Source organism: Nostoc sp. NZL (genome assembly GCF_015714705.1).
In the GTDB taxonomy this organism is placed as follows: domain Bacteria; phylum Cyanobacteriota; class Cyanobacteriia; order Cyanobacteriales; family Nostocaceae; genus Nostoc; species Nostoc foliaceum_A.
The window spans coordinates 1-20,079 of sequence record NZ_WBKL01000042.1; the positions used below are offsets into that span (position 1 = coordinate 1).

Below are 20,079 nucleotides of genomic sequence, written 5' to 3' on the forward strand. Positions count from 1 at the left end.
CTTAAAAAGCATTCAGGACGAATAGTTAACTACGAGTATTTTTCTACTGAAGGTTTATGTTCTATTGGTTCTGGCGCTGTGGAATCAGCTGTGAAACAGATTGGTAAACGTTTAAAAATTTCCGGCGCACAGTGGAAATTAGAAAACGTACCTCGGATGCTACAACTTCGATCTGCTTATCTCAATGGTCAGCTTACTACCTGATATTTTTGCAAAGGTGAGATGCTCCCTCAACAAGTGCCTAAAATCACTGCCAAACACTTTTAAACAACCTCTAAGAGAAAAATCCTAAGTTTAGGTAATAAAAATCTAAAATTTTGGTTTAAGAGAAAAACATAGCGAATTACTCCACATTTTTCCACTATTTAGATTTATATTAAATCTAAAAGATAACTTGATAAAACCTTCATTCATGACCTGCTCTCCTATTGAAATTATCTGTTATTTGACTAATCCATACCAATTTTTTAGAAAAAATAAAATATTAATTAAGTATGAGATACATCTTTCAAAAAATCCTTCTTTCGATAGTAGAGTTATTGTCTGAAAAAACAAGATGGTTAGCCTTAGGAGGTGAAAATGCGTCAACTCATTATCCAAGTATCACGGGGAAACGGAAAAGCTGTTATCGATATTGCCAAATCTCATAACGGCGCAAATCTAGCTCGATTTGCAGGAAATGCAGAAGAACCGATTGATGTGGTAATGGTTCACGGGCGGAGTATTTTACGATATTTTGCCGCTTTAGCAGTCACAATTGCCACTATTTGGCTACTTAGCCTGATATTACGGCAAGAAATTCCCATTAGATTGAAGGCCAGGATACCCTGCTATGTGTTATTTATGTGCAGCGTCAACCGCAAATTACAGCGTCTAGTGAAGAAATTCGCGATCGCCTCACCCAATCAATTATTAAAACAGGACTTTAATGTGACACCTCTAGTTGATGTCAACGTGCTAGAAACACCTGCTAGTAAACAATAAGACCAATTCTCTAAAACCCGACATTAAATTACGAATTACGAATTACGTTAGCGAGTCATCGAGCGTCATTACGAATTAATCTTATGAGTAGTTCAAAGCTTTCAGAAAAACAAGCCCTAGAAAGAGAACGTAGCGAAGTCTTGCAACAGTTAGAAGATTGGCTAGAAACTCCAATGCTGGTGCTGGGCTTTGCGTGGCTAGCGCTATTCATCATCGAAATCATCTGGGGACTAAATCCTTTACAGGAAGCCTTTAGCATCACTATTTGGATTATTTTTATATTAGATTTTCTACTTAAATTAGCGATCGCTCCTCATAAATTTTCTTATATCAAAAGCAACTGGCTAACAGCTATTTCTTTGGTGTTGCCAGCGTTGCGTACTTTTCGCATCATACGAGTCATCCGAATACTACGAACAACGCGGGCTGTGCGAGGGCTACAACTATTACGAGTCATGACTCGTGCTAACCGAGGAATGCGGGTTTTGGGAGCAAGTATTAGCCGTAGAGGGTTTGGTTATGTTGTGGCATTAACAATGATTGTTACTTTAATAGGAGCAGCAGGGATGTATGCGTTTGAAAACGAAGTTCCTGTGGAATCAGGGTTACACAACTACGGTACTGCTTTATGGTGGACAGCAATGCTTATAACAACGATGGGTTCTGAGTATTGGCCCAAAACGCCCGAAGGACGGCTACTTTGTTTTTTCTTAGCATTGTATGCGTTTGCCGTGTTTGGCTATGTCACTGCGACTTTAGCAACATTCTTTATTGGTCGTGATGCCGATGATGAAGAAGCAGAGTTAGCTGGAGCGAAATCGATTCAACTGCTTCAGAGTGAAATCGCAGCATTGAGGGAGGAAATTCAAGAATTATTGTATCAGAATCCAAAGCATTGACTTAGCAAAAATTAATTAGTGAGGAAAATTCATGAATGCAGAAATCTCCGCAGCTTGGGATAAGGTTCAAAGCATGATTAACGGGTTCATAGCTTTGCTACCGAACATTGTATTAGGGTTAATTGTCTTCATCTTCTTTTTATTTGTTGCCAGCAGATTTAAGGTACTGGTAAAGCGGCTAACTCGCAATCGTCGTTCTGCCCGAAATCTGGGACTAGTTCTAGGAAGGTTAGCGCAAGGGCTAACAATTTTAATTGGATTGTTTATTGCCCTTTCCATTGTTATTCCTACATTTAGAGCGGGTGATTTGATACAGCTATTGGGAATTAGCGGTGTAGCAATTGGTTTTGCTTTCCGCGATATTTTGCAAAACTTCTTAGCTGGAATTTTAATTCTACTGACTGAACCTTTTCAAATTGATGACCAAATTGTTTTTAAAGGCTTTGAAGGAACAGTCGAAAATATCGAGACCCGTGCAACAACAATCAGAACTTATGACGGTCGGCGGATTGTCATTCCTAACTCTGAGTTATTTACTAATTCGGTAACTGTAAACACTGCCTTTGATAACCGACGATTAGAGTATGATGTCGGCATTGGCTACAACGACGATATTGACCGTGCCAAGCAGTTAATGCTAGACGCAATGCATAGTGTAAATGAAGTTTTAAAAGATCCGGCTCCTGATGTATTAGTAATGGAACTTGCCGAAAGCACTGTTAACATCCGTGTGCGTTGGTGGATTCATCCACCACGACGGATAGATGATCTGCAATCACGGGATAAAGTGATTACTGCAATTAAGAAAACGCTTGTTGCAAACGGCATTGATTTGCCCTTCCCAACTCAACAAATTTTGTTCCACGACCAGACCGAAGAGACAGATGGCGATCGCTCCCGTCAGCGTGAAGGTTGGCCATCTGGTAAAGGTGAAGTACCGAAGCCTCGCCGCATCAGTGATTCACTTAGGTTACTTGCTCAAGTGCGCTCCTCACAAGATAACAACGGTAAAGTAGATTCTCAAACCAACGAAAAATGAGAAATGTCAAGTTAAGCAAACTTTGGGATCAACTCCACTCAAGTTATTGGTTCATACCAGCAGTTATGGCGGTAGTAGCTACTGCTTTAGCTTTCACAATGCTTAATCTTGACCGTGCAGACAAGGTGGAAATTAATTATTGGTGGGTTTATACAGGTGGAGCAGATGGAGCGCGATCGCTGTTAGGATCAGTTGCAGGTTCCATGATTAGCGTTGCTGCTACAGCCTTTTCAATTACAATTGTGGCGCTTCAGTTGGCTGCTTCCAATTTTGGGCCGCGACTTCTGCGTAATTTTATGCAGGATACAGGTAATCAAGTTGTACTTGGTACATTTATTAGCACGTTCATCTACTGCTTGCTTGTACTGCGAACAATTCATGGAGAAGGAGATGGATACAGCGAGTTTGTACCCCAACTTGCCGTTACAGTCGGTATTTTACTCGCAATTATTAGCATTGGTGTTTTGATTTATTTTATCCATCATGCTTCAACAATAATTCAGGCATCTCACGTAATCCAAAATGTTAGTGAAGATTTACATTCAGCGATTAACCGCTTATTTCCCGAAAAAATAGGGCGTGGTGAACCAGAATATAACCTTGGAGTTACAGAAATTCCCATGTCTTTTGAGGAGGAGGCTTTACCGATTCGAGCTAATGGCATTGGTTATTTACAAGCAATTGACGACGAAGAATTAATGAAGATTGCTTGCAAGCAGAATTTGCTAGTACGCCTTAAGGTTAGACCGGGAAAATTTATAGTTCAAGGTAGCGATTTAGCCTTGGTTTTTCCTGGGAAAAAAGTAACTAAAAAACTTACTAAAGAAATAAATGATGCCTTTATTTTAGGCAAAGAACGTACAGAGCAACAGGATGTAGAATTTCCTATCAATCAGTTAGTAGAAATTGCCCTACGTGCTATCTCTCCTGCTGTGAATGACCCATTTACTGCAATTCGCTGTATTGACCAATTAAGTGCTGGATTATGTCATCTTGTTCAAAGGAATTTTCCTTCATCTTATCGCTATGACAATAATAATAAACTGCGCGTAATTGCCGAAGGTGTAAAGTTTAAGGGATTAACAGATGCTGCTTTTAATCAAATTCGCCAGTATGGGCGATCTGATGTAGCAGTCACGATTCGTTTATTAGAAGCTATAGCTTTAATTGCTACTTACACTAAAACTTCAAAATATCAAGATGTGCTTCGGCATCATGCTGACATTATTTTACAAGATAGCCGTGAGGGACTCTCACAAGAACAAGACTACAAAAATGTAGAAGAGAGATATTACCAGGTGATTAAAAATTTAAATAATGATGACACTATTAAGGATTGGGATTAACCAGAAAAATGGCGTTTTAAATTAATAGCTTTTGGAAAATAATTATGAAAAGTCTGAATTGGAAAAGTTATTGAATTATCGCATAGATAGGACAAGCTTTACTAACAATTTTGCTCATAGCCGCAGCAGTTCAAGGTAAGTGGTCAAATTATTTGACGCTAACAGTACCAGCATCAGCTACTGAAGCATTGCAACAAGTGGCTTTTACTCAAATACAAGGTTTAGAAGCGATTCGCTTCAATTCCCAAGAAAGTTTCGCCTTTGAAGGAAAAGGTGAGACTGCTAACAAGTTAGCCCGTAGAGGACAAAAGTTAGGAATCACGCTGGCGAACAGAGAAAATCAACCACAAACTGTGATTGTCACTTTTGACCAACCAGTTGCACCCGGTAAAACAATCACTATCGGCTTGAAACCTTTTCGTAATCCCATGTACGACAGTGTGTACCAGTTCCAAGTGCAGACTCTATCAACATATAACCCAATCATTGGGACTGCTCGCTTACAATTCTATGGTGTTGATGCCTATGAATTACTAAGAAGATTTGAATTTATGGAAGTGTATTTTTGTTGGCCCCGGTTCGGGGCTATTTTCTTTTGGTAACTCCCAGATATCTCGTCTTTGCTGTTGTTCATCGACTAATAAATGAAGATGAGTTGGTGGTTGGGGCTGTTGCTCAAATAACCAAGGCATTCCATTTAATAGCTCTCTTTCAACTTGTCCATTAAACATCTGCTCACTGTTGATAGGTGTAAGCTGTGACTATTAATTGCTCGTAATTAGGTTGTAATTTTTAGTGCTGATTTCCCTAAAGACAAACAAATTGCATCATTTTGCGGTGTATGAATGCGACTGCAAAGTACATCTCGATAATGTCTTTCCAGAGGATTTTTCTTGGACAAACCTGGATTACCAATCAGTTCGAGTCCAATGTCTACAGCGCGAATGGCATTATTTGTAGCTAGATATTTCACTGTTTGCGCTTGTAAACCAATTTTGGTGTCATACTCACCTCGATCAATATCGTCCGCCAGACTGTAAATTAGTCGCTGATTGGCGTACAGTAATGCTTCGATTTCACCAACGGCTGTTTGAAATCGGGGTAGAGTTGCTAAACTAGCACCTAAATTAGTAGGCGATCGCTCATTCAAATACTCAACTAACCAATCTCGCGCTGCTGTGGCTACTCCTTGATACAATGCACTCAACCACAAACTACCACCTGCCAATTTTAGAGGGTCTGGTGCTAAAAAAGTGTTCAGAGGATGCACATCCAAAGCGTATTCTTGAGGAATCAAGACATCTTCTAAAATTAGGTCGTGGCTACCAGTAGCTCGCATCCCTAAATGATCCCAAGTTTCCACAATCCTCATACCATAAAGATCGCGTGGGACAAGAAAACTGCCTACTCGTGGTTCTTCTTCATCTGTTCGCGCCCAAACGACGAAATAACTTAAGATCGGACTGCCCGTGGTGTATTGTTTGTGACCAGTTATCAGCCAACCAGTATCTGTTTGTTTGGCAATTGTGACTGGTAGTCCCCCTCTGGCGGGTGTACCTAATTCTGGTTCCACACGGGCAGCATTGAGTAAAGCAATACCTGTAACTGACTCCCGACACAGCCGCTCATAAACTGCGGGATGCCAACGACGAGCGCGAGCTGCATTACTATGTTGTAAGTAGTGCATGGTCAACACCAAAGCTGTAGAAGCATCACCACTGGCTATCTTTTCAATTACTTGACAGACGGTAGCGTACCCTGCATCTTGTCCACCAAATTCTCTGGGAACCGTGAGACTTAATAGTTGTGCTTGGTGGAGAGCCTGAAAATTCTCAAAAGGGAAAGAACTGTCGCGATCGTGGATGGCTGCACGAGTGGCAAAATCAGCCGCCAGCGACTCGGCAAGCTTAAACAAATCAACAGATACTGCTGTATTAGCTTCTAAAACAGGTGATTGTGACATTTGGCTCAATTCCTACCTACTGGAGACAGTGCTAATTGCATTTGGCGATATCTTCATTAAAACTACTGTCCCATAGTTGTTTAACACCAACTTGTGAAGGAATTACACTGGCTTGGAAAAAAGTATCAGCAAATTGTTGTTGAGATGCGGTAAGCGCTAGCTATGCCGTCAGGCTTATCGCTTCATCAGAAAGAGCAAGTAATTCTGGGTCACGGGCTGTAATATGTCCTGCTATTCCTTCACTAAAGCCAAAACGGCCCCAATCTCTCAAGAATTAATTACTCTTCAGCAGCAAGTTGCTGATAAATTCTATGAATTGAAATTGATTCCCAAACAAATTAACGTCAAAGAAGCGATGCTTACACCTGAGCAATATGCAGCTTTTTCACCCAAAATTAAATAATTCGTAATTAGTAGTTCGTAATTATGACCAATCCTACTGAGTTATTCCATCGTCGTTATGGCGTAGACGCGTTCAATGCAGATATTCCTTGGAATGAGACAATATCTAATTTGCTGTCCCACCGTTCAATCCGCGCTTACCTGAGCGATCCCCTACCATCAAATACTTTAGAAACTTTGGTAGCAGCAGCCCAATCTGCATCGACTTCCTCAAATCTCCAGACGTGGAGTGTAATTGCAGTAGAAGATGCACAACGTAAGGAGAAGTTATCGCAGTTGGCGAATAACCAAGCGCATATTCGCCAGTGTCCTTTATTTCTGGTGTGGTTAGCAGATTTGGCGAGATTAACATCTGTCGCTGAAAGTCAAGGATTACCCCATGAAGGTTTAGATTATCTCGAAATGTTTCTGATGGCGGCTATAGATGCAGCATTAGCAGCGCAAAATGCTGTTGTCGCCGCCGAATCTTTGGGTTTGGGAACAGTTTATATTGGCGCATTGCGTAACCGTCCAGAAGAGGTGGCAGAGGTTTTAAATTTACCGCCTCATGTCTTTGCCGTTTTTGGCTTGTGTGTTGGTTATGCAGATTCATCCGTAAATGTGGAAGTTAAACCGCGTTTACCGCAAGCAGCAGTATTGCATCGGGAGACTTATCAATTAGAGAAACAACATGAAGAAATTGCTCTTTACAACCAAATCATGAAAGCATTCTACAATTCCCAACAGATGAATGTTGCCGGCGATTGGTCGGAACACTCAGCTAAACGAGTAGCGTTTGCTGAATCTCTATCGGGACGCGATCGCTTGCAGGAAGCTTTGAAAAATTTGGGTTTTGAGTTGCGATGAAAAAGTAGAAACGCGATTAATCGCGTTTCTACAAAAGCAAAGAAGCAGTCCCCAATTTAGACTGTTTGCAGTTGGAGGTTTTTTTGGAATAATTCTAAAACTTGTTGCCAAGCGTCGGCGGCAGCTTCGGGATTGTAGCTGCTGCGATGGTTGCAGAAAAAACCATGCCCTGCGCCCTCATAGCGGAAGATTTTATGAGAAATTTGATGTTTCTTTAATTCGGCTTCAATTTGTTCTGTGTGTTCTAGCGGGATGCCTTGATCTTCAGTGCCAAAGAAGGCGTAAATGGGGGCTTTAATTTTGGAAGTATGGGTGAGAGTGGGTTCACCACCACCAGGTGTAGAGTTGGTAATCCCGCCACCGTAGAAAGAGGCTGTAACTTTAATGTCTGGCAGAGTGGCTGCTAAATAGACAACGTGACCACCAAAGCAGAAGCCAATGGAGCCGATCGCATCTTTTTGGACATTTGGCAAAGTTCGCAAATAAGCGATCGCACTTTGAATATCACTCAATATTTCTTCTGCTGTAGTCTGCTCTTTATAGCTTCTACCACGCTGGATATCTTCTTGGGTGTATACAGCCTCGAACCCCGGAGCAGTACGTTGATAAAGTGCAGGAGCGATCGCTACATATCCCTCCTTGGCAAACTTCTCGGCAACTTCCCGAATATGAATATTTACCCCAAAGATTTCCTGAATCACGATAACGGCGGGGAATTTTCCCTCTTTTGCAGGTTCAGCTAAGTAAGCATCAATTTGCAAATCACCGTTTGGGACTTTAACTTTAGTTGTGCGAATTTCTGTACTTGTCATTTGAGGATTGAGCCTACAATCTCGTTGAGGGTGGATTGTTTTTGATATCTGGTAATATACTACAGTAAATCTATCGAATTACCGCGCTTTGTAAAAGTATCATTCCATAACTAAGTAATAAAAACAAGTGCTGTTACCAATATCCCACCCAGACAAAAATTAGAGCGATTCTAATGGCATTACTTCTAAAATACGATAAATCTATCGATTTAATGTAGTAATATGACAAACTCTAAACAGCCACACCTGAAGCAATTCTTACTAGAAAAATATAATATATTGTCCACCAAGCAGAAAAAAGTTAATTATGAACGACCTATCCCAAGTTGGGATGAGTCTCAATCATCATCATCAGTGCTCGTAAAATCCTCAGCATTACCTTTTTTACCTTCACCCCCCAGAACTGCAAATGAACGGTTGAGTTGTTTGACTCCGCTAAGGGTAATCAGGGTAAGTAGTCCTCCGATTAATCCCATTTGCCATAAACCACAACCAATTGCTGCGCCTAACCCCGCCGCAGTCCAGACACAGGCTGCTGTCGTTAACCCCCGCACTTTTGGCCTCACAGATTTTCTAGGAGACTCTTGTAAAATCAATCCGGCTCCCAGAAATCCCACCCCAGTAGCTACACCCTGAATCGTCCGGCTCAAGGCATTGGTGGCTGCATAGGGACTATCACCTTCAGCCTGCAAAGGAATCATCACAAATAAAGCTGCTCCCATACTGACTAACATGAATGTTCTCATTCCTGCTGGTCTACCCCCTTGTTGACGATTTAATCCAATCATGCAACCAACCACAAGTGCTAGAGCTAGTCTAAATGTTATGTGTGGCCAATCATTGGCGGCAATAAACATATTTCCCATTGCAGGATTCCTTCTTTGAGATACAGAACGGAATTTTGCACTTATTGGCAGAGTTATAAGTGAAAATTTAAATACGGCAAGTCAATAGGTTAAGTAAATATTAACGTGAGTTTAACAAAAGATTAAAAATGAGTAAATTAATATACGTAGAGCCACTATTACCAAGGATACGACAAACACACCAAGTTATCGTAGATTAAAGTAAAATTCATTAACTTCAGTGCTTGAACGGAAGACAAACAAGCACTGCACGTTGCAATGAACATAAAGAATGGAGGAAATAAAAGTGTGGCTCACAGCAATCGATCATATTCAGGTTACATCACCACCTGAAGTAGAAAACGTAATGCTGTTTTTTTACAGCCAAATTTTGGGACTCACTGAAATTGCTAAACCAGAGGCTCTCCAAGCGAATGGAGGCGCATGATATATGCTGGGGGATATTCAAATCCACGTAGGTATAGAGAAGCACACTAATAAGGAAGTATCTAGACGGCATATATGTTTTCGAGTCCACGACTTAGAAGCATTTGCCAAACATCTGCAAGTTCATGGGGTAGAAATTATTAGCGATCGCGTACCGCCCAGCGTAGCTGATCGCCCTCCAACTGTATATGATCGCTTTTTTATCCGCGATCCTGGGGGAAATCGCATAGAAATAGCGGAATTCACCTAACACAAATCAGACTCTTGACTTTTAAATAAAATGTGCGAAGCTAATATTTAGATAAACTAAATATTAAAAGTGCATAAAACTCGTGACAAGACTTACGGAAAACGCTGATTTGTCTGAATCACTTGCTAGTAGCCCTAAAGCAGTGATTTTAGAAACGCAAGGACTGACACGTTACTTCGGTAAAGCAGTTGCTGTAAATGATTTGAATATCACAGTAGAACAAGGTGAGGTCTTTGGTTTACTCGGCCCGAATGGCGCAGGTAAAAGCACAGCAATTAAAATGTTGACGACTCTATTGCCCCTAAGTGCAGGTAGAGCAACTATAGCTGGCTATGATGTAACTCATCAGGCTGCTGCTGTCAGACGACTATTTGGCTATGTACCCCAAGCTCTCTCTGCTGATGGTAGTCTTACAGGCTATGAAAATCTCTTAATCTTTGCCAAGCTATACGATATTCCTGTCAAGCACAGGCAAAGGCGTATCCGGGAAGTTCTAGATTTTATGGGTTTGCAAGACGCAGCCCATCGCTTAGTACGTAACTACTCTGGTGGCATGATTCGCAAGCTAGAAATTGCTCAATCCATCATGCACCAACCCAAGATTTTGTTTCTTGATGAACCGACTGTAGGGCTAGATCCCATTGCTCGTACTCAGGTATGGCAACTGGTGCAACAACTCCGCGCAGATTACGGCACAACCATCTTTTTAACTACCCACTTTTTAGAAGAAGCCGATAGCCTGTGTAACCGAGTGACGATTATGCAGCAAGGCGAAGTTGTGGCAACAGGCACACCAAGTGATTTGAAAGCTTCTTTGGGTAAATCAAATGCAACTTTGGATGATGTCTTTATTCACTACACAGGGGATCTATTAACATCAGGAGTCAGCTATCGTGATACAGCAAGAACCAGACGTACAGCTCAACGGTTGGGTTAAGGCAAAACCTCCTCGCCAACCTAATATTATCTCTGCACTTATTCAGATATTTGCGAAAACCCTTGTGATTGCCGAAATGGAAGTGCGGAAGCTCCGGCACGATCCCACTGATTTAATAGTCCGAGCTGTACAACCATCACTGTGGCTATTGATTTTCGGGCAAGTTTTCACCAGGATTCGGGCAATTCCTACAGGTGACTTACCTTATCTAGACTTCATGACTGCGGGTATTCTGGCGCAAAGTGTGTTGTTTGTCGCTATTTTTACAGGTGGTATGACGCTAATTTGGGAGCGAGATTTAGGAGTTGTGCATAAATTCTTGGCTAGTCCGACACCAAGAGTAGCAATGGTGTTAGGGAAATCCCTAGCTTGTGGAGTGCGTTGTTTATCACAGGTATTTGTGATTTATGGATTGGCACTAGTATTAGGTGTCAAACTCAATCTTCATCCTTTGGCTTTTTTGCAAGTGCTATTAGTCGTCATGTTGGGAGCAGGTTGTTTTTGCACATTTTCTTTAATCATTGGCTGTCTGGTGAAAACTAGAGAACGAATGACGGGAATTGGACAGTTGTTAACTATGCCGTTGTTTTTTGCTAGTAATGCCATCTATCCCATTTCCATGATGCCCGACTGGTTAAAATTTTTGTCTCGTATTAATCCCTTAACTTACGAAGTGGATGCCTTACGCGGCACGATGCTAGCAAATGGAACTAGTATCTATGGATTTGGTTGGGACTGTACAATTCTCTTGTTAACATTAATAGGCTTAACCCTGATTTGTGGACGACTTTATCCACGGGTGGCAATGTAATTAGGAGAAAGAATAGCTCATGAAACTCGGAAAACCTACGCAAGGCGCAACTTCCCAAGAATGTGCTGCCAGAGTAATGGATACAATTCCGTTAGTGATGCGGTTTATCCGAGCGGATATGCGAGCTCACAGTGCTGCTGCTTTATCTATACCACAGTTGCGATCGCTAGCATTTCTTAACCGCAGTCCAGGTGCTTCATTATCTGATTTGGCAGAGCATCTAGGTGTCACTTGTGCGACAGCATCAGCAACAACAGAAAGGCTAGTACAACGCAACTTGGTGCAACGCATCGATGATCCTCAAGAAAGGCGGCGAGTTCTCCTGAATCTTACTGAAGATGGAAAGCATCAATTAAAGCAATCCCAAGACCAAACTCGCGCTCATATAGCCGACCTTTTGGAAGGTCTGACACCAGAACAAGTTTCCAATATTGAAGAAGGGTTGGCTCTACTAAAAAATGTCTTCGAGCAAACAGAAATTAAACGAGAGCAACGCTAAGTCTGCACAACACGATCCTTTTGCAGCGTTGAGATTTCGAGATTATCGCCTATTTACAATTGGGCGTGTACTTTTGTTCATCGGGTCACAAATGCAGACTGTGGCCATTGGCTGGGAACTCTACGATCGCACAAATTCAGCTTTAGCATTAGGTGGTGTTGGGCTAGCCCAAGTCTTACCGATGATTGCCCTAACCTTGATTACTGGGCATATAGCCGATCGCCGCGATCGCAAACTGACAATGCTGCTGTCAGTATTTTTATTAGCCTTATGTTCCCTGGCTTTGGCGGTACTTTCATGGACTAATGGCGCAATAGTATTAATGTATGCCTGCTTGGTATTCACAGGCATTGCCAGGGCGTTCTTGAAACCTGCTAGTGATGCATTGATGTGGCAATTGATACCTACTAGTGCTTTTACTAATGCAGCCACTTGGAATAGTAGTAGCTTTCAGTTAGCCTCAGTTATCGGCCCAGCCTTGGGAGGATTTGGTATAGCCTTTTTGGGAGGTGCTACAGGTGTATACGTACTGGCTGCGATCGCAGGTTTGCTATGTTTTGTCTTAACGGCGGCAATCTCAAAACAAGAAACCATTCGTTCTACAGAACCAATCTCACTCAAAGCACTCTCAGCCGGGGCTAAGTTTGTCTGGGAAAATCAGTTGATTTTAGCAGCAATTACCTTGGATATGTTTGCAGTTTTGTTGGGAGGTGCGATCGCGCTACTACCCATCTTCGCCAAGGATATTTTGCAGGTAGGGCCATTAGAGTTAGGCTACCTACAAGCAGCACCTTCGATTGGTGCTTTATTTATGGCAGTTGTACTGGCATATCTACCACCCTTACGCAAGGCTGGGCCAGCCTTACTTTGGTCAGTAGTTGGCTTTGGTGTTGTGACAATTATCTTTGGCCTATCGCGTTGGTTTTGGCTGTCATTATTGATGTTGGTGCTAAGTGGCGCACTAGACACAATTAGCGTTGTGATTCGCCATACCTTAGTGCAAATTAGAACTCCAGATAATTTACGCGGTCGGGTTGCGGCGATCAATAGTGTATTTATTAGTGCCTCTAACGAGTTAGGCGGCTTTGAATCAGGCTTGACGGCTGCTTTATTTGGCCCGGTTATCTCCGTAGTTGGTGGAGGAATTGGCACAATTGTAGTGGTAATTGCTGTAGCTGCAATTTGGCCGGGAATTGCCAAGCTAGGAGCATTACAAGAGTTTGAAGGTAAGTAAATAAGCTGATGCGCGTCTAAAACTCTTGATGGTCGTTAACTGTTGACTGTTGACACTTCGACTTCTCTACGAGACGCTGCGCGTTAGCGGAGCTTTCGCTTTAGCGATACGCTCAGTGTGAACTGTTGACGGTTAACAGTCATCAGTGTTGTAGATTAATCCCACACTTTCCTAAATGTATTATTGTTTTAGTTTAGGAGATGCCGTTTATTTATAAATCCTGTATTCAACCTCATCAAGAAGATTACCGCTCTTGTTAGTCTGTTGAAACTCCCGAAATACTTTACCCCCAGAACTTTCCGCAATTTTACGACTGGGGATATTTCTTTTATCAACAGGATAATAAAGATAATTTTTTAATAAAATTTTATCCCAGCAAAGGCATTATCACACACCATCTATGATTGACTCAAGGCTCGATTGTCTGCCTTTTACCCTCAGTCAATTCGTCAACTCTGGGTTTCTTATGAGGGATGCAGATGTTGTCCTGTTTGTAGTTCAGATATGTTGTGATTGTTGGCTTCGACAGGTAAGAATCCACCTGCTTGCATTTTCCATAACCTGTAATAAGCACCATGACGTGCCAGCAGTTTGGTGTGGGTGCCATCTTCGATAATGCGCCCTTGGTCAAATACCAAAATGCGGTCTAGATGGGCAATAGTAGAAAGTCGATGAGCCACCACGATCACCGTTTTTCCATCCATCGCTAAATCTAGAGTGTCTTGAATCGCTTTTTCGGTAATGGAATCGAGGCTGGAGGTGGCTTCATCTAAAATCAGAATTGGTGCGTCTTTGAGGATTACCCGCGCGATCGCAATCCTTTGTCTTTGCCCTCCAGAAAGTTTGACACCGCGCTCACCAACCAAAGAATCATACCCTTCCTTAATCTGAGCGATAAAATCGTGAGCATAGGCCTGGCGTGCTGCCTCGACCACTTCCTCGTCGGTGGCATCCAGTCGCCCATAACGAATATTTTCTATTAATGTCCGATGGAACAGAGACGGATCTTGAGGAATCAAGCTGATCTGGGAATGTAGGGCATCTTGCGTCATGTCTCGAATATCGACCCCATCAATGAAAATCTGCCCCGATTGGGGGTCGAATTGACGCAAAATCAGATTGACGAAACTGGATTTCCCAGAGCCAGAAAAGCCAACCAGTCCGACACGCTGGCCTGGTTGGATGGTTATAGACAGGTTATCGAATACTTTTTTACCAAGGGAATAGCTAAAATTCACTTGGCTAAACTCAATCTGTCCCTGAGTGATTGAGTGGGCGATCGCACTATCACGATCAATGATCTCGTGGGGTTGAACAATAGTGAAGACACCATTGGCAATATTGCCGATATGTTCAAAAAATTCTAGAAACCGTTTACTTAAATTGCGGGCTTCACTAATGATTAACAGCGACAGACTGGTTGCTACGACAAAATCCGCCGTTGCGATCGTTCCCTGACTCCAAAGTGAGAGCGAGTAATACAAAGTGCCAATTTTCAGGACTGCTGCTGAGATAAACTGAAACCAGCGGATTCGCTCCGAGTACCAGTTGGATTTTCTCACCTCTTTGAGTTCGTCCCTTAATTGCTCATTCAAATAGCGTCGTTCAAAACCCAGGCGAGCAAACAGTCGGCTACTGGTGAGATTTGTGACTGCATCTACAATGATGCCAGTTGTCTCACTTCTTGCTGCTGCGGCTTTTCGGGAGTAAATTCGGCAGCGAGTTGCCAGCCAGAACGAAATACTGATGAAGAGAACTGCCCACATCCCCACGAATCCAGCAAGTGGAGGATAGACGCGATACAGTAATATCGTGGTGACAGTATAGACGATGATTACTGGCATAAATTCAGTAATCAGCATACTCATTGTCTGAGTCACACCCAGAGAAGTTTCGCTAATCCGATGTGCTAATGCCCCAGAAAAACTGCTGCTGAGGTAACGGTGAGAATGGTGCTGTAAGTAGCTATATAGAGAACGGACGATGTGTTGTCGGTGGATCGGATGGAGGATAGTCTGCAAAAGTCCAGCTGCTCGCCCGAATATCACTTCAGCCACACTCAAGGCGGTGAAAAGCATCAGGGGTTGGCTCATGGCATCAAGAATGGGTTTGCTGTCGGCCGCCTGTCGCGTCACACCCCGGATGATTTCGCCAATGGCATAAGGTAACATGATGCCGCAGGTTGCGTGTATTACCTCCAGAATCACCATTGCCACATACCACCAGCGGAACTGGTTAACGAAATAGCAAATGAACCGAAATGGAGTTGCTGGCAAGTTGGGCGCATCAGCAGCACGTTGAAAGGATTTCGATTGTTTGGACTTTTTCTTCATGAGAGTCAATTTCGTAGCATGTTATCTTTTTAGGCTTCTCCTTAACAACTCAATTGAGTGATGCATTTGTACAGTGCGTAAGTCCTAAGAATTACTGAAACAAAGCACTAGACCATAATTTCTGACGGTGTGATTGCAGCATACAAATCAGGTGGAAGTAACGCATCCTGAATGTTGATTTTCTTTGGTATGACACCCTCTTGAAAGAACAAATCTGCTACACGTTGTTGTTCCGCTATCAATGCAGGGCTGAGTCCTCTACGTCCTGCAAAAGAGCGACGAGACATCACCCTTGCAACTACATCTTCATCGAGCTTTTGTTCAGTGATCATCAATTTGGCTACTTCGTCTCGATTCATGTCTGCCCACTTATCAAGAGCATGAAGCTCCTCAATAATAATTTTTAGCAAGCCAGGATTTTCTTGGGCAAACTTCCTGTCAGAAATATAGTAGCCCCCAGGAGAATCTAGCCCCACAGAATCTTTGATGACTCGAATTCGACCCATTTTTTCAGCGATCGCATAGTGGGGATCTCCTGTCATCCAAACAGGAATTCTCCCTTCGAGAAACGCTCCCCGCGCCTCGATAGTCGCCATACTTTTGATTTTAATATCTTTGATTGTCAAGCCGATTGACTGCAAAGCTCTAAGAATAAAATAGTGCGATGCCGAGCCTTTTTGAAAATAAACTTCTTGCCCTTTAATATCCTCAAATTTCTGAAGGGGAGACTCTGGAGGTACAGCAATCACACTACTTGTCCCTGTCGTTGCGGTTCTTTGTGTACCGACGACATAAACAAGGTCAGACCCAGCTACTTGGGCAAAAATTGGTGGTGTTTCTCCCACCGATCCCACATCCACTCTTCCCCCAGCCATCCCTTCCATAAGTTGTGGCCCTTGGGCAAATTGCGCCCATTCCACCTTAATCCCCAACGGTTCCAAGCGTTTCTCTAAAACTCTGCGATTTCTGAAGAGATCCCCTGCACTCTGATACCCCATGCGGAGAACTTTCGTTTTGATACCAGAGTAATCTAGACTGGCAGTAGTACTGTTTATCAAAGAAGATTGTGCCACATTCTTTGGGCTTTGTTCGCTACAACTTCCTAACAGATATGCCATAGAAAAACCACATAGACCCGATGTAGCAAAATTGAGAAAACGACGGCGTTTAATAATAGCTATTTTATCCATGAGATATTTCTGATTTGAAAGAATTATGCTTATTTTTTACAAAAAATTCGGGCGTTGAAATGCTTAAATATTCTGCTTTGCAAAATTTATACAATTCAGAACAGCCCGAAATCCTTCATGTGGTACTGCGATTGATCATGTCTGAACGACCAAATTTCTCCGCCGATAATCATTAACGCAGAGAATCTCCCCTACGATATTCGGCGGCGCTGTCAAGGATTTGTCTGGAAGTTTCTTCATCTGTCTGGAATCCGAAAGTCATTGTACCGAGACAGAGACGGGAAACAGTCAATCCAGTTTGACCGAGTTTAGTTGTTGCTAATGTCATGTTAGAAGAGGAAAGGAATTCTACTTAGGCTACTACAGACGCTTGACGACGGCTCTGTGAAATTAGCCATTCTTGCAATTTCGGGTCACTGTATACTTCATCGGCAATAAAATGATCGCCTTCCGGCAGGAAGGTAAAATCTACTGTTCCCCCCAGTCCGCGCAAGATATCGACAATCTGCTGTGCATCCTCAATCGGCAGTTTTTCGTCCTTTCCACCTTGGAATATTTGGATAGGAATGTCCTTAAGGGCAGCTATTTGGCTTGCTTCTAATGTTTTGGGTACACGACCAGACACTGCTACCAGACCAGCGAAGCGAGTAGGATGAGAAGCAGCGATATGCCATGCCCCAGCCGTACCTAAACTAAATCCAGATAAAATCACACGGGACGGATCTATGGGTTGGGAGGTGATGAGATTATCCAACAAAGCAATTACGTCAGATTCTCGATCTACCCAGGTTTGTCCTTCAGGAAGTTGGGGAGCTACAAAGACATAAGGTAACGAGCTTGACTCATCCACGAAACGAGGTAAACCCCATTTGAGTAGCACATTTAGATCATTACCGCGATCGCGTGCGCCATGTAGAAATAACACAAGAGGCGCGGGTTTTTTGGCATCATCAGAGACAGGCGAGAAAAGATAAGGCAATAAATGAGAGCGGTGTTCGATAGGCATAGTTGTAATTCCTCAAGTGTGTGTTTGATTTAGGAATTGGGGACTAGAAATCATCTAATCCCCTTTAATGGCAAACGTTTCTAGACTTCAGCCGTATTTTCTCAGACCTCTTTGGTGATTTAAGCTACTACAAGGCTCTTATCTACTTGTGGAGTAGGTACTTTAGATTCAACTGCCGTACCCTTGAAGAAGTCGGGGTTCGCTTGGGTATAGAACTTGTAAGGATTATTGAATACATAAGCCTTAAAGTCCGCTTCAGAAATCACACCTTCTTGTACCAAATCCCAGCTTTCCGCTAGTGGATCGGTCAAATCTGGTACATCCCAGTGACCAACATCTGAGGAATAAATGGCGTTGATTTTCACACCCAAGGGATTGGCTTTATCGTTGAATGCTGCTGCAATGGTGCGATCGTCAGACTCGGAACCAAAGAAGAAACTATTTACCCAGCGATCGCGGATGTCTTCAATTGTTTCAATCCCGGCTGCGGCAAAATCTTCTAGTTCGCTACCAACGGGTGAGCGGCTGTGACGGTTGAAGGAAGAACCCAAGACACTCTTTGTTAGTTCCTCTTTATTCAGAGGATGTGCTTCCAGGAATTCGCTACCAAAACGCTCAAACAACACGAACAACTCATCAGCATTGGCGAATTCTGGGTTGTAGTTTTGCAGTCCTTTAAGATTCCGCTTGGAGAAACGATCTACTAAATGAATGTATACATGAGCGCCCCAATCTGCGCCACCTTCCAGCATGGCTACGCGCAATTGTGGGAAACGTTTGGTAACACCACCAAAGAACAGTGCTTTGGCAAATGCTTGGGAACCATCGGCGAAATGACCGATGTGGTTGTTCATGTAGTTACTGATGGAGGAGCGCCCAGTCCAACCTTGACTGCCGTAATGGGTAGTAACGGGTACACCTAATTCAACAGCCTTCGCCCAGAATGGATCGTAATCATATTCACTATCCAATCCGTAAAAGTCAATGTAGGAGGAATACTTGGCGATTTCAGGATATTGATCTGCTGGATATTTATCAGCGATCGCCTTAATTGGCCGTTTCACACCACCAGGAATATTTGCTACTTTTAGACCTAGTGTTTTCACTGCAAATTCTAACTCCTCAACGGCTTCTTGAGGATTACCCATCGGGATACCAACTACAGGTGTCAAGCGATCGCTATATTTCCGGTACAAGTCAGCATGATAATGATTGACTGCCCGTTGCAGTGCTTGACGGTTCTCTTTACTTGCTCCTGCCGGTGCCAAAACATTATTCGGAAACAGTACCGAATAATCTGACCCCTGCTCTGCTTGACGCTCATAGAACAGTTCAGGAAGAGTATAAGTAGCGAGATCCAAAGTATTGCGGGTTACTCTCGCCCACCAAGGCGATCGAATTGTGCGGTTGTACTGGCGTTCTTCTGGAGTTTGTTGATACCAGTCTTTACCATTGCTCTTGGAATTGAGACGAGAAGCTTCCGCCTTGCGTAATTCATCTACGAGTTTTGAGCCACCGTATTTAGCAATGTAATCCTCAAGCGCCGGAGTGAAATCATTGGTATGAACATCAGTATCAATTATCGGATAATCAAGGTTTGCTTTGATTGCGGCGGAACGGGAAGTTTTTAATCTGCTATATTCAGCCATGTTTTTTCCTTGAATAAATGACAGAAGTAGTGCTGAGAAATGAGTTATGGGTGCTGAGTACAACAAAACAAACGAGAGTTGGTTGATATTTATCGCGCACTGACTCACCACAAGAGCATCTACAGCACTCGAAACTCACTACTCTTTTTGCTTTTTTGCTTGTAGTAAGGACTTTAGTCCTAAGTTCACCTAGTAGTTCGCCAAGGAAACTTGGCGGGGTAAAGGGCAAGGGGGAAAGGGAAAAGATGTTTACTCCTTTAACCTTTCCCCTTTTCCCAGCCCTCACCTAACAATTTTGGGTTGGCAGACTACTAGTGGTCTGTCCCATTAATTTTGCGGGGTTATAATCAAGTGTGATTAAATAGCAATGTGGATGCATTGGTATTCACAAGCAGACAAGCGATCGCAGAAGAAGGAAAAAGGGTGTATGAGCAAAAAGTATCAAATTAATCTGAGTGAATCACAGAGGGAAGAACTACTGGCTCTAGTCAAAAAGGGTTCAGCAAAAGCCAGAGAAATTCGGCGTGCACACACATTACTAATGGCTGCGGATGGCAAGACTGATGAAATAATAGCAGAAATATTAC

At 42.8% G+C, this 20,079-nt stretch carries 21 protein-coding genes and 2 pseudogenes; 15 read left to right on the forward strand and 8 right to left on the reverse strand.

Annotated features, from left to right (window positions below; genetic code table 11):
* From F8R90_RS05950 to F8R90_RS05975, 6 genes and pseudogenes are all read left to right on the forward strand, one after another.
* Nucleotides 1-204 (forward strand): annotated as a pseudogene (locus F8R90_RS05950) (ISKra4 family transposase); the annotation flags it as partial.
* A gap of 375 nt (nucleotides 205-579) precedes the next feature.
* A complete protein-coding gene (locus F8R90_RS05955) occupies nucleotides 580-984 on the forward strand; it encodes a hypothetical protein (RefSeq protein WP_230966138.1) in 405 nt (134 codons plus the stop codon).
* Between the two features lie 83 nt (nucleotides 985-1,067).
* A complete protein-coding gene (locus F8R90_RS05960; RefSeq protein WP_196509991.1) occupies nucleotides 1,068-1,883 on the forward strand; it encodes a potassium channel family protein in 816 nt (271 codons plus the stop codon).
* A gap of 31 nt (nucleotides 1,884-1,914) precedes the next feature.
* Nucleotides 1,915-2,922 (forward strand): mechanosensitive ion channel family protein, encoded by a 1,008-nt coding sequence (locus F8R90_RS05965; RefSeq protein ID WP_196509992.1) that lies wholly within the window; start codon nucleotides 1,915-1,917, stop codon nucleotides 2,920-2,922.
* Nucleotides 2,919-4,268, forward strand: a complete 1,350-nt coding sequence (locus F8R90_RS05970) for a DUF2254 domain-containing protein (protein WP_196509993.1) — start codon at nucleotides 2,919-2,921, stop codon at nucleotides 4,266-4,268. Before F8R90_RS05965 ends, F8R90_RS05970 begins: the two co-directional genes overlap by 4 nt.
* A 110-nt stretch (nucleotides 4,269-4,378) precedes the next feature.
* Entirely contained in the window at nucleotides 4,379-4,870 is a 492-nt protein-coding gene (locus F8R90_RS05975; protein WP_230966139.1) for a DUF2808 domain-containing protein, read from the forward strand.
* 176 nt (nucleotides 4,871-5,046) lie between these two features.
* Here the strand turns inward: F8R90_RS05975 and F8R90_RS05980 are convergent, their stop codons facing one another.
* The gene (locus F8R90_RS05980; protein ID WP_196509994.1) at nucleotides 5,047-6,231 is read right to left on the reverse strand and encodes an acyl-CoA dehydrogenase family protein; all 1,185 of its coding nucleotides are present in this window, start codon (nucleotides 6,229-6,231) and stop codon (nucleotides 5,047-5,049) included.
* A 259-nt stretch (nucleotides 6,232-6,490) separates the two neighbouring features.
* Here F8R90_RS05980 and F8R90_RS32690 point away from each other — a divergent pair.
* Together F8R90_RS32690 and F8R90_RS05985 are read left to right on the forward strand one after the other, a co-directional pair.
* Nucleotides 6,491-6,634: pseudogene (locus tag F8R90_RS32690) on the forward strand (aliphatic sulfonate ABC transporter substrate-binding protein); the annotation flags it as partial.
* Nucleotides 6,635-6,657: 23 nt separating this feature from the next.
* Nucleotides 6,658-7,479, forward strand: a complete 822-nt coding sequence (locus F8R90_RS05985; RefSeq protein WP_196509995.1) for an NADPH-dependent oxidoreductase — start codon at nucleotides 6,658-6,660, stop codon at nucleotides 7,477-7,479.
* Nucleotides 7,480-7,535: 56 nt separating this feature from the next.
* On the opposite strand, the gene F8R90_RS05990 is transcribed toward F8R90_RS05985, so the two are convergent.
* Both F8R90_RS05990 and F8R90_RS05995 read right to left on the reverse strand, forming a co-directional pair.
* A complete protein-coding gene (locus F8R90_RS05990; protein WP_196509996.1) occupies nucleotides 7,536-8,291 on the reverse strand; it encodes a dienelactone hydrolase family protein in 756 nt (251 codons plus the stop codon).
* Between the two features lie 338 nt (nucleotides 8,292-8,629).
* Nucleotides 8,630-9,157, reverse strand: coding sequence for an MgtC/SapB family protein (locus F8R90_RS05995; protein WP_196509997.1), 528 nt, complete (start codon nucleotides 9,155-9,157; stop codon nucleotides 8,630-8,632).
* 286 nt (nucleotides 9,158-9,443) lie between these two features.
* Between F8R90_RS05995 and F8R90_RS32695 the strand changes: the two genes are divergently transcribed.
* From F8R90_RS32695 to F8R90_RS06020, 6 genes are all read left to right on the forward strand, one after another.
* Nucleotides 9,444-9,584 carry a hypothetical protein gene (locus F8R90_RS32695; protein WP_230966140.1) on the forward strand — a complete coding sequence of 47 codons (141 nt, stop codon included), beginning with the start codon at nucleotides 9,444-9,446 and terminating at the stop codon, nucleotides 9,582-9,584.
* 3 nt (nucleotides 9,585-9,587) lie between these two features.
* The gene (locus F8R90_RS32700) at nucleotides 9,588-9,833 is read left to right on the forward strand and encodes a VOC family protein (RefSeq protein ID WP_230966141.1); all 246 of its coding nucleotides are present in this window, start codon (nucleotides 9,588-9,590) and stop codon (nucleotides 9,831-9,833) included.
* Between the two features lie 82 nt (nucleotides 9,834-9,915).
* Nucleotides 9,916-10,770, forward strand: coding sequence for an ABC transporter ATP-binding protein (locus F8R90_RS06005; protein WP_196509998.1), 855 nt, complete (start codon nucleotides 9,916-9,918; stop codon nucleotides 10,768-10,770).
* Complete coding sequence (locus tag F8R90_RS06010) at nucleotides 10,727-11,581, forward strand: ABC transporter permease (protein ID WP_196509999.1); 855 nt, start codon at nucleotides 10,727-10,729, stop codon at nucleotides 11,579-11,581. Before F8R90_RS06005 ends, F8R90_RS06010 begins: the two co-directional genes overlap by 44 nt.
* Before the next feature lie 19 nt (nucleotides 11,582-11,600).
* Nucleotides 11,601-12,080, forward strand: coding sequence for a MarR family winged helix-turn-helix transcriptional regulator (locus F8R90_RS06015; RefSeq protein ID WP_196510000.1), 480 nt, complete (start codon nucleotides 11,601-11,603; stop codon nucleotides 12,078-12,080).
* Complete coding sequence (locus F8R90_RS06020) at nucleotides 12,040-13,314, forward strand: MFS transporter (RefSeq protein ID WP_196510001.1); 1,275 nt, start codon at nucleotides 12,040-12,042, stop codon at nucleotides 13,312-13,314. Before F8R90_RS06015 ends, F8R90_RS06020 begins: the two co-directional genes overlap by 41 nt.
* A 464-nt stretch (nucleotides 13,315-13,778) precedes the next feature.
* Here F8R90_RS06020 and F8R90_RS06025 read toward each other — a convergent pair whose 3' ends face one another.
* The 5 genes from F8R90_RS06025 to F8R90_RS06045 all read right to left on the reverse strand — a co-directional run bounded on the left by F8R90_RS06025 (nucleotide 13,779) and on the right by F8R90_RS06045 (nucleotide 19,492).
* Nucleotides 13,779-15,647, reverse strand: coding sequence for an ABC transporter ATP-binding protein (locus tag F8R90_RS06025; protein WP_196510002.1), 1,869 nt, complete (start codon nucleotides 15,645-15,647; stop codon nucleotides 13,779-13,781).
* 107 nt (nucleotides 15,648-15,754) lie between these two features.
* Nucleotides 15,755-16,837, reverse strand: coding sequence for an aliphatic sulfonate ABC transporter substrate-binding protein (locus F8R90_RS06030; protein ID WP_230966142.1), 1,083 nt, complete (start codon nucleotides 16,835-16,837; stop codon nucleotides 15,755-15,757).
* Between the two features lie 172 nt (nucleotides 16,838-17,009).
* Nucleotides 17,010-17,165: a hypothetical protein gene (locus F8R90_RS06035; RefSeq protein WP_230966143.1), complete on the reverse strand. Its 156-nt coding sequence runs from the start codon at nucleotides 17,163-17,165 to the stop codon at nucleotides 17,010-17,012.
* A 24-nt stretch (nucleotides 17,166-17,189) separates the two neighbouring features.
* Nucleotides 17,190-17,843 (reverse strand): dienelactone hydrolase family protein, encoded by a 654-nt coding sequence (locus F8R90_RS06040; RefSeq protein ID WP_196510003.1) that lies wholly within the window; start codon nucleotides 17,841-17,843, stop codon nucleotides 17,190-17,192.
* 119 nt (nucleotides 17,844-17,962) lie between these two features.
* A complete protein-coding gene (locus F8R90_RS06045; protein WP_196510004.1) occupies nucleotides 17,963-19,492 on the reverse strand; it encodes an amidohydrolase family protein in 1,530 nt (509 codons plus the stop codon).
* Nucleotides 19,493-19,865: 373 nt separating this feature from the next.
* Between F8R90_RS06045 and F8R90_RS06050 the strand changes: the two genes are divergently transcribed.
* On the forward strand, nucleotides 19,866-20,079 hold a 214-nt coding region (locus tag F8R90_RS06050; protein ID WP_442946740.1), incomplete at its 3' end, for a hypothetical protein.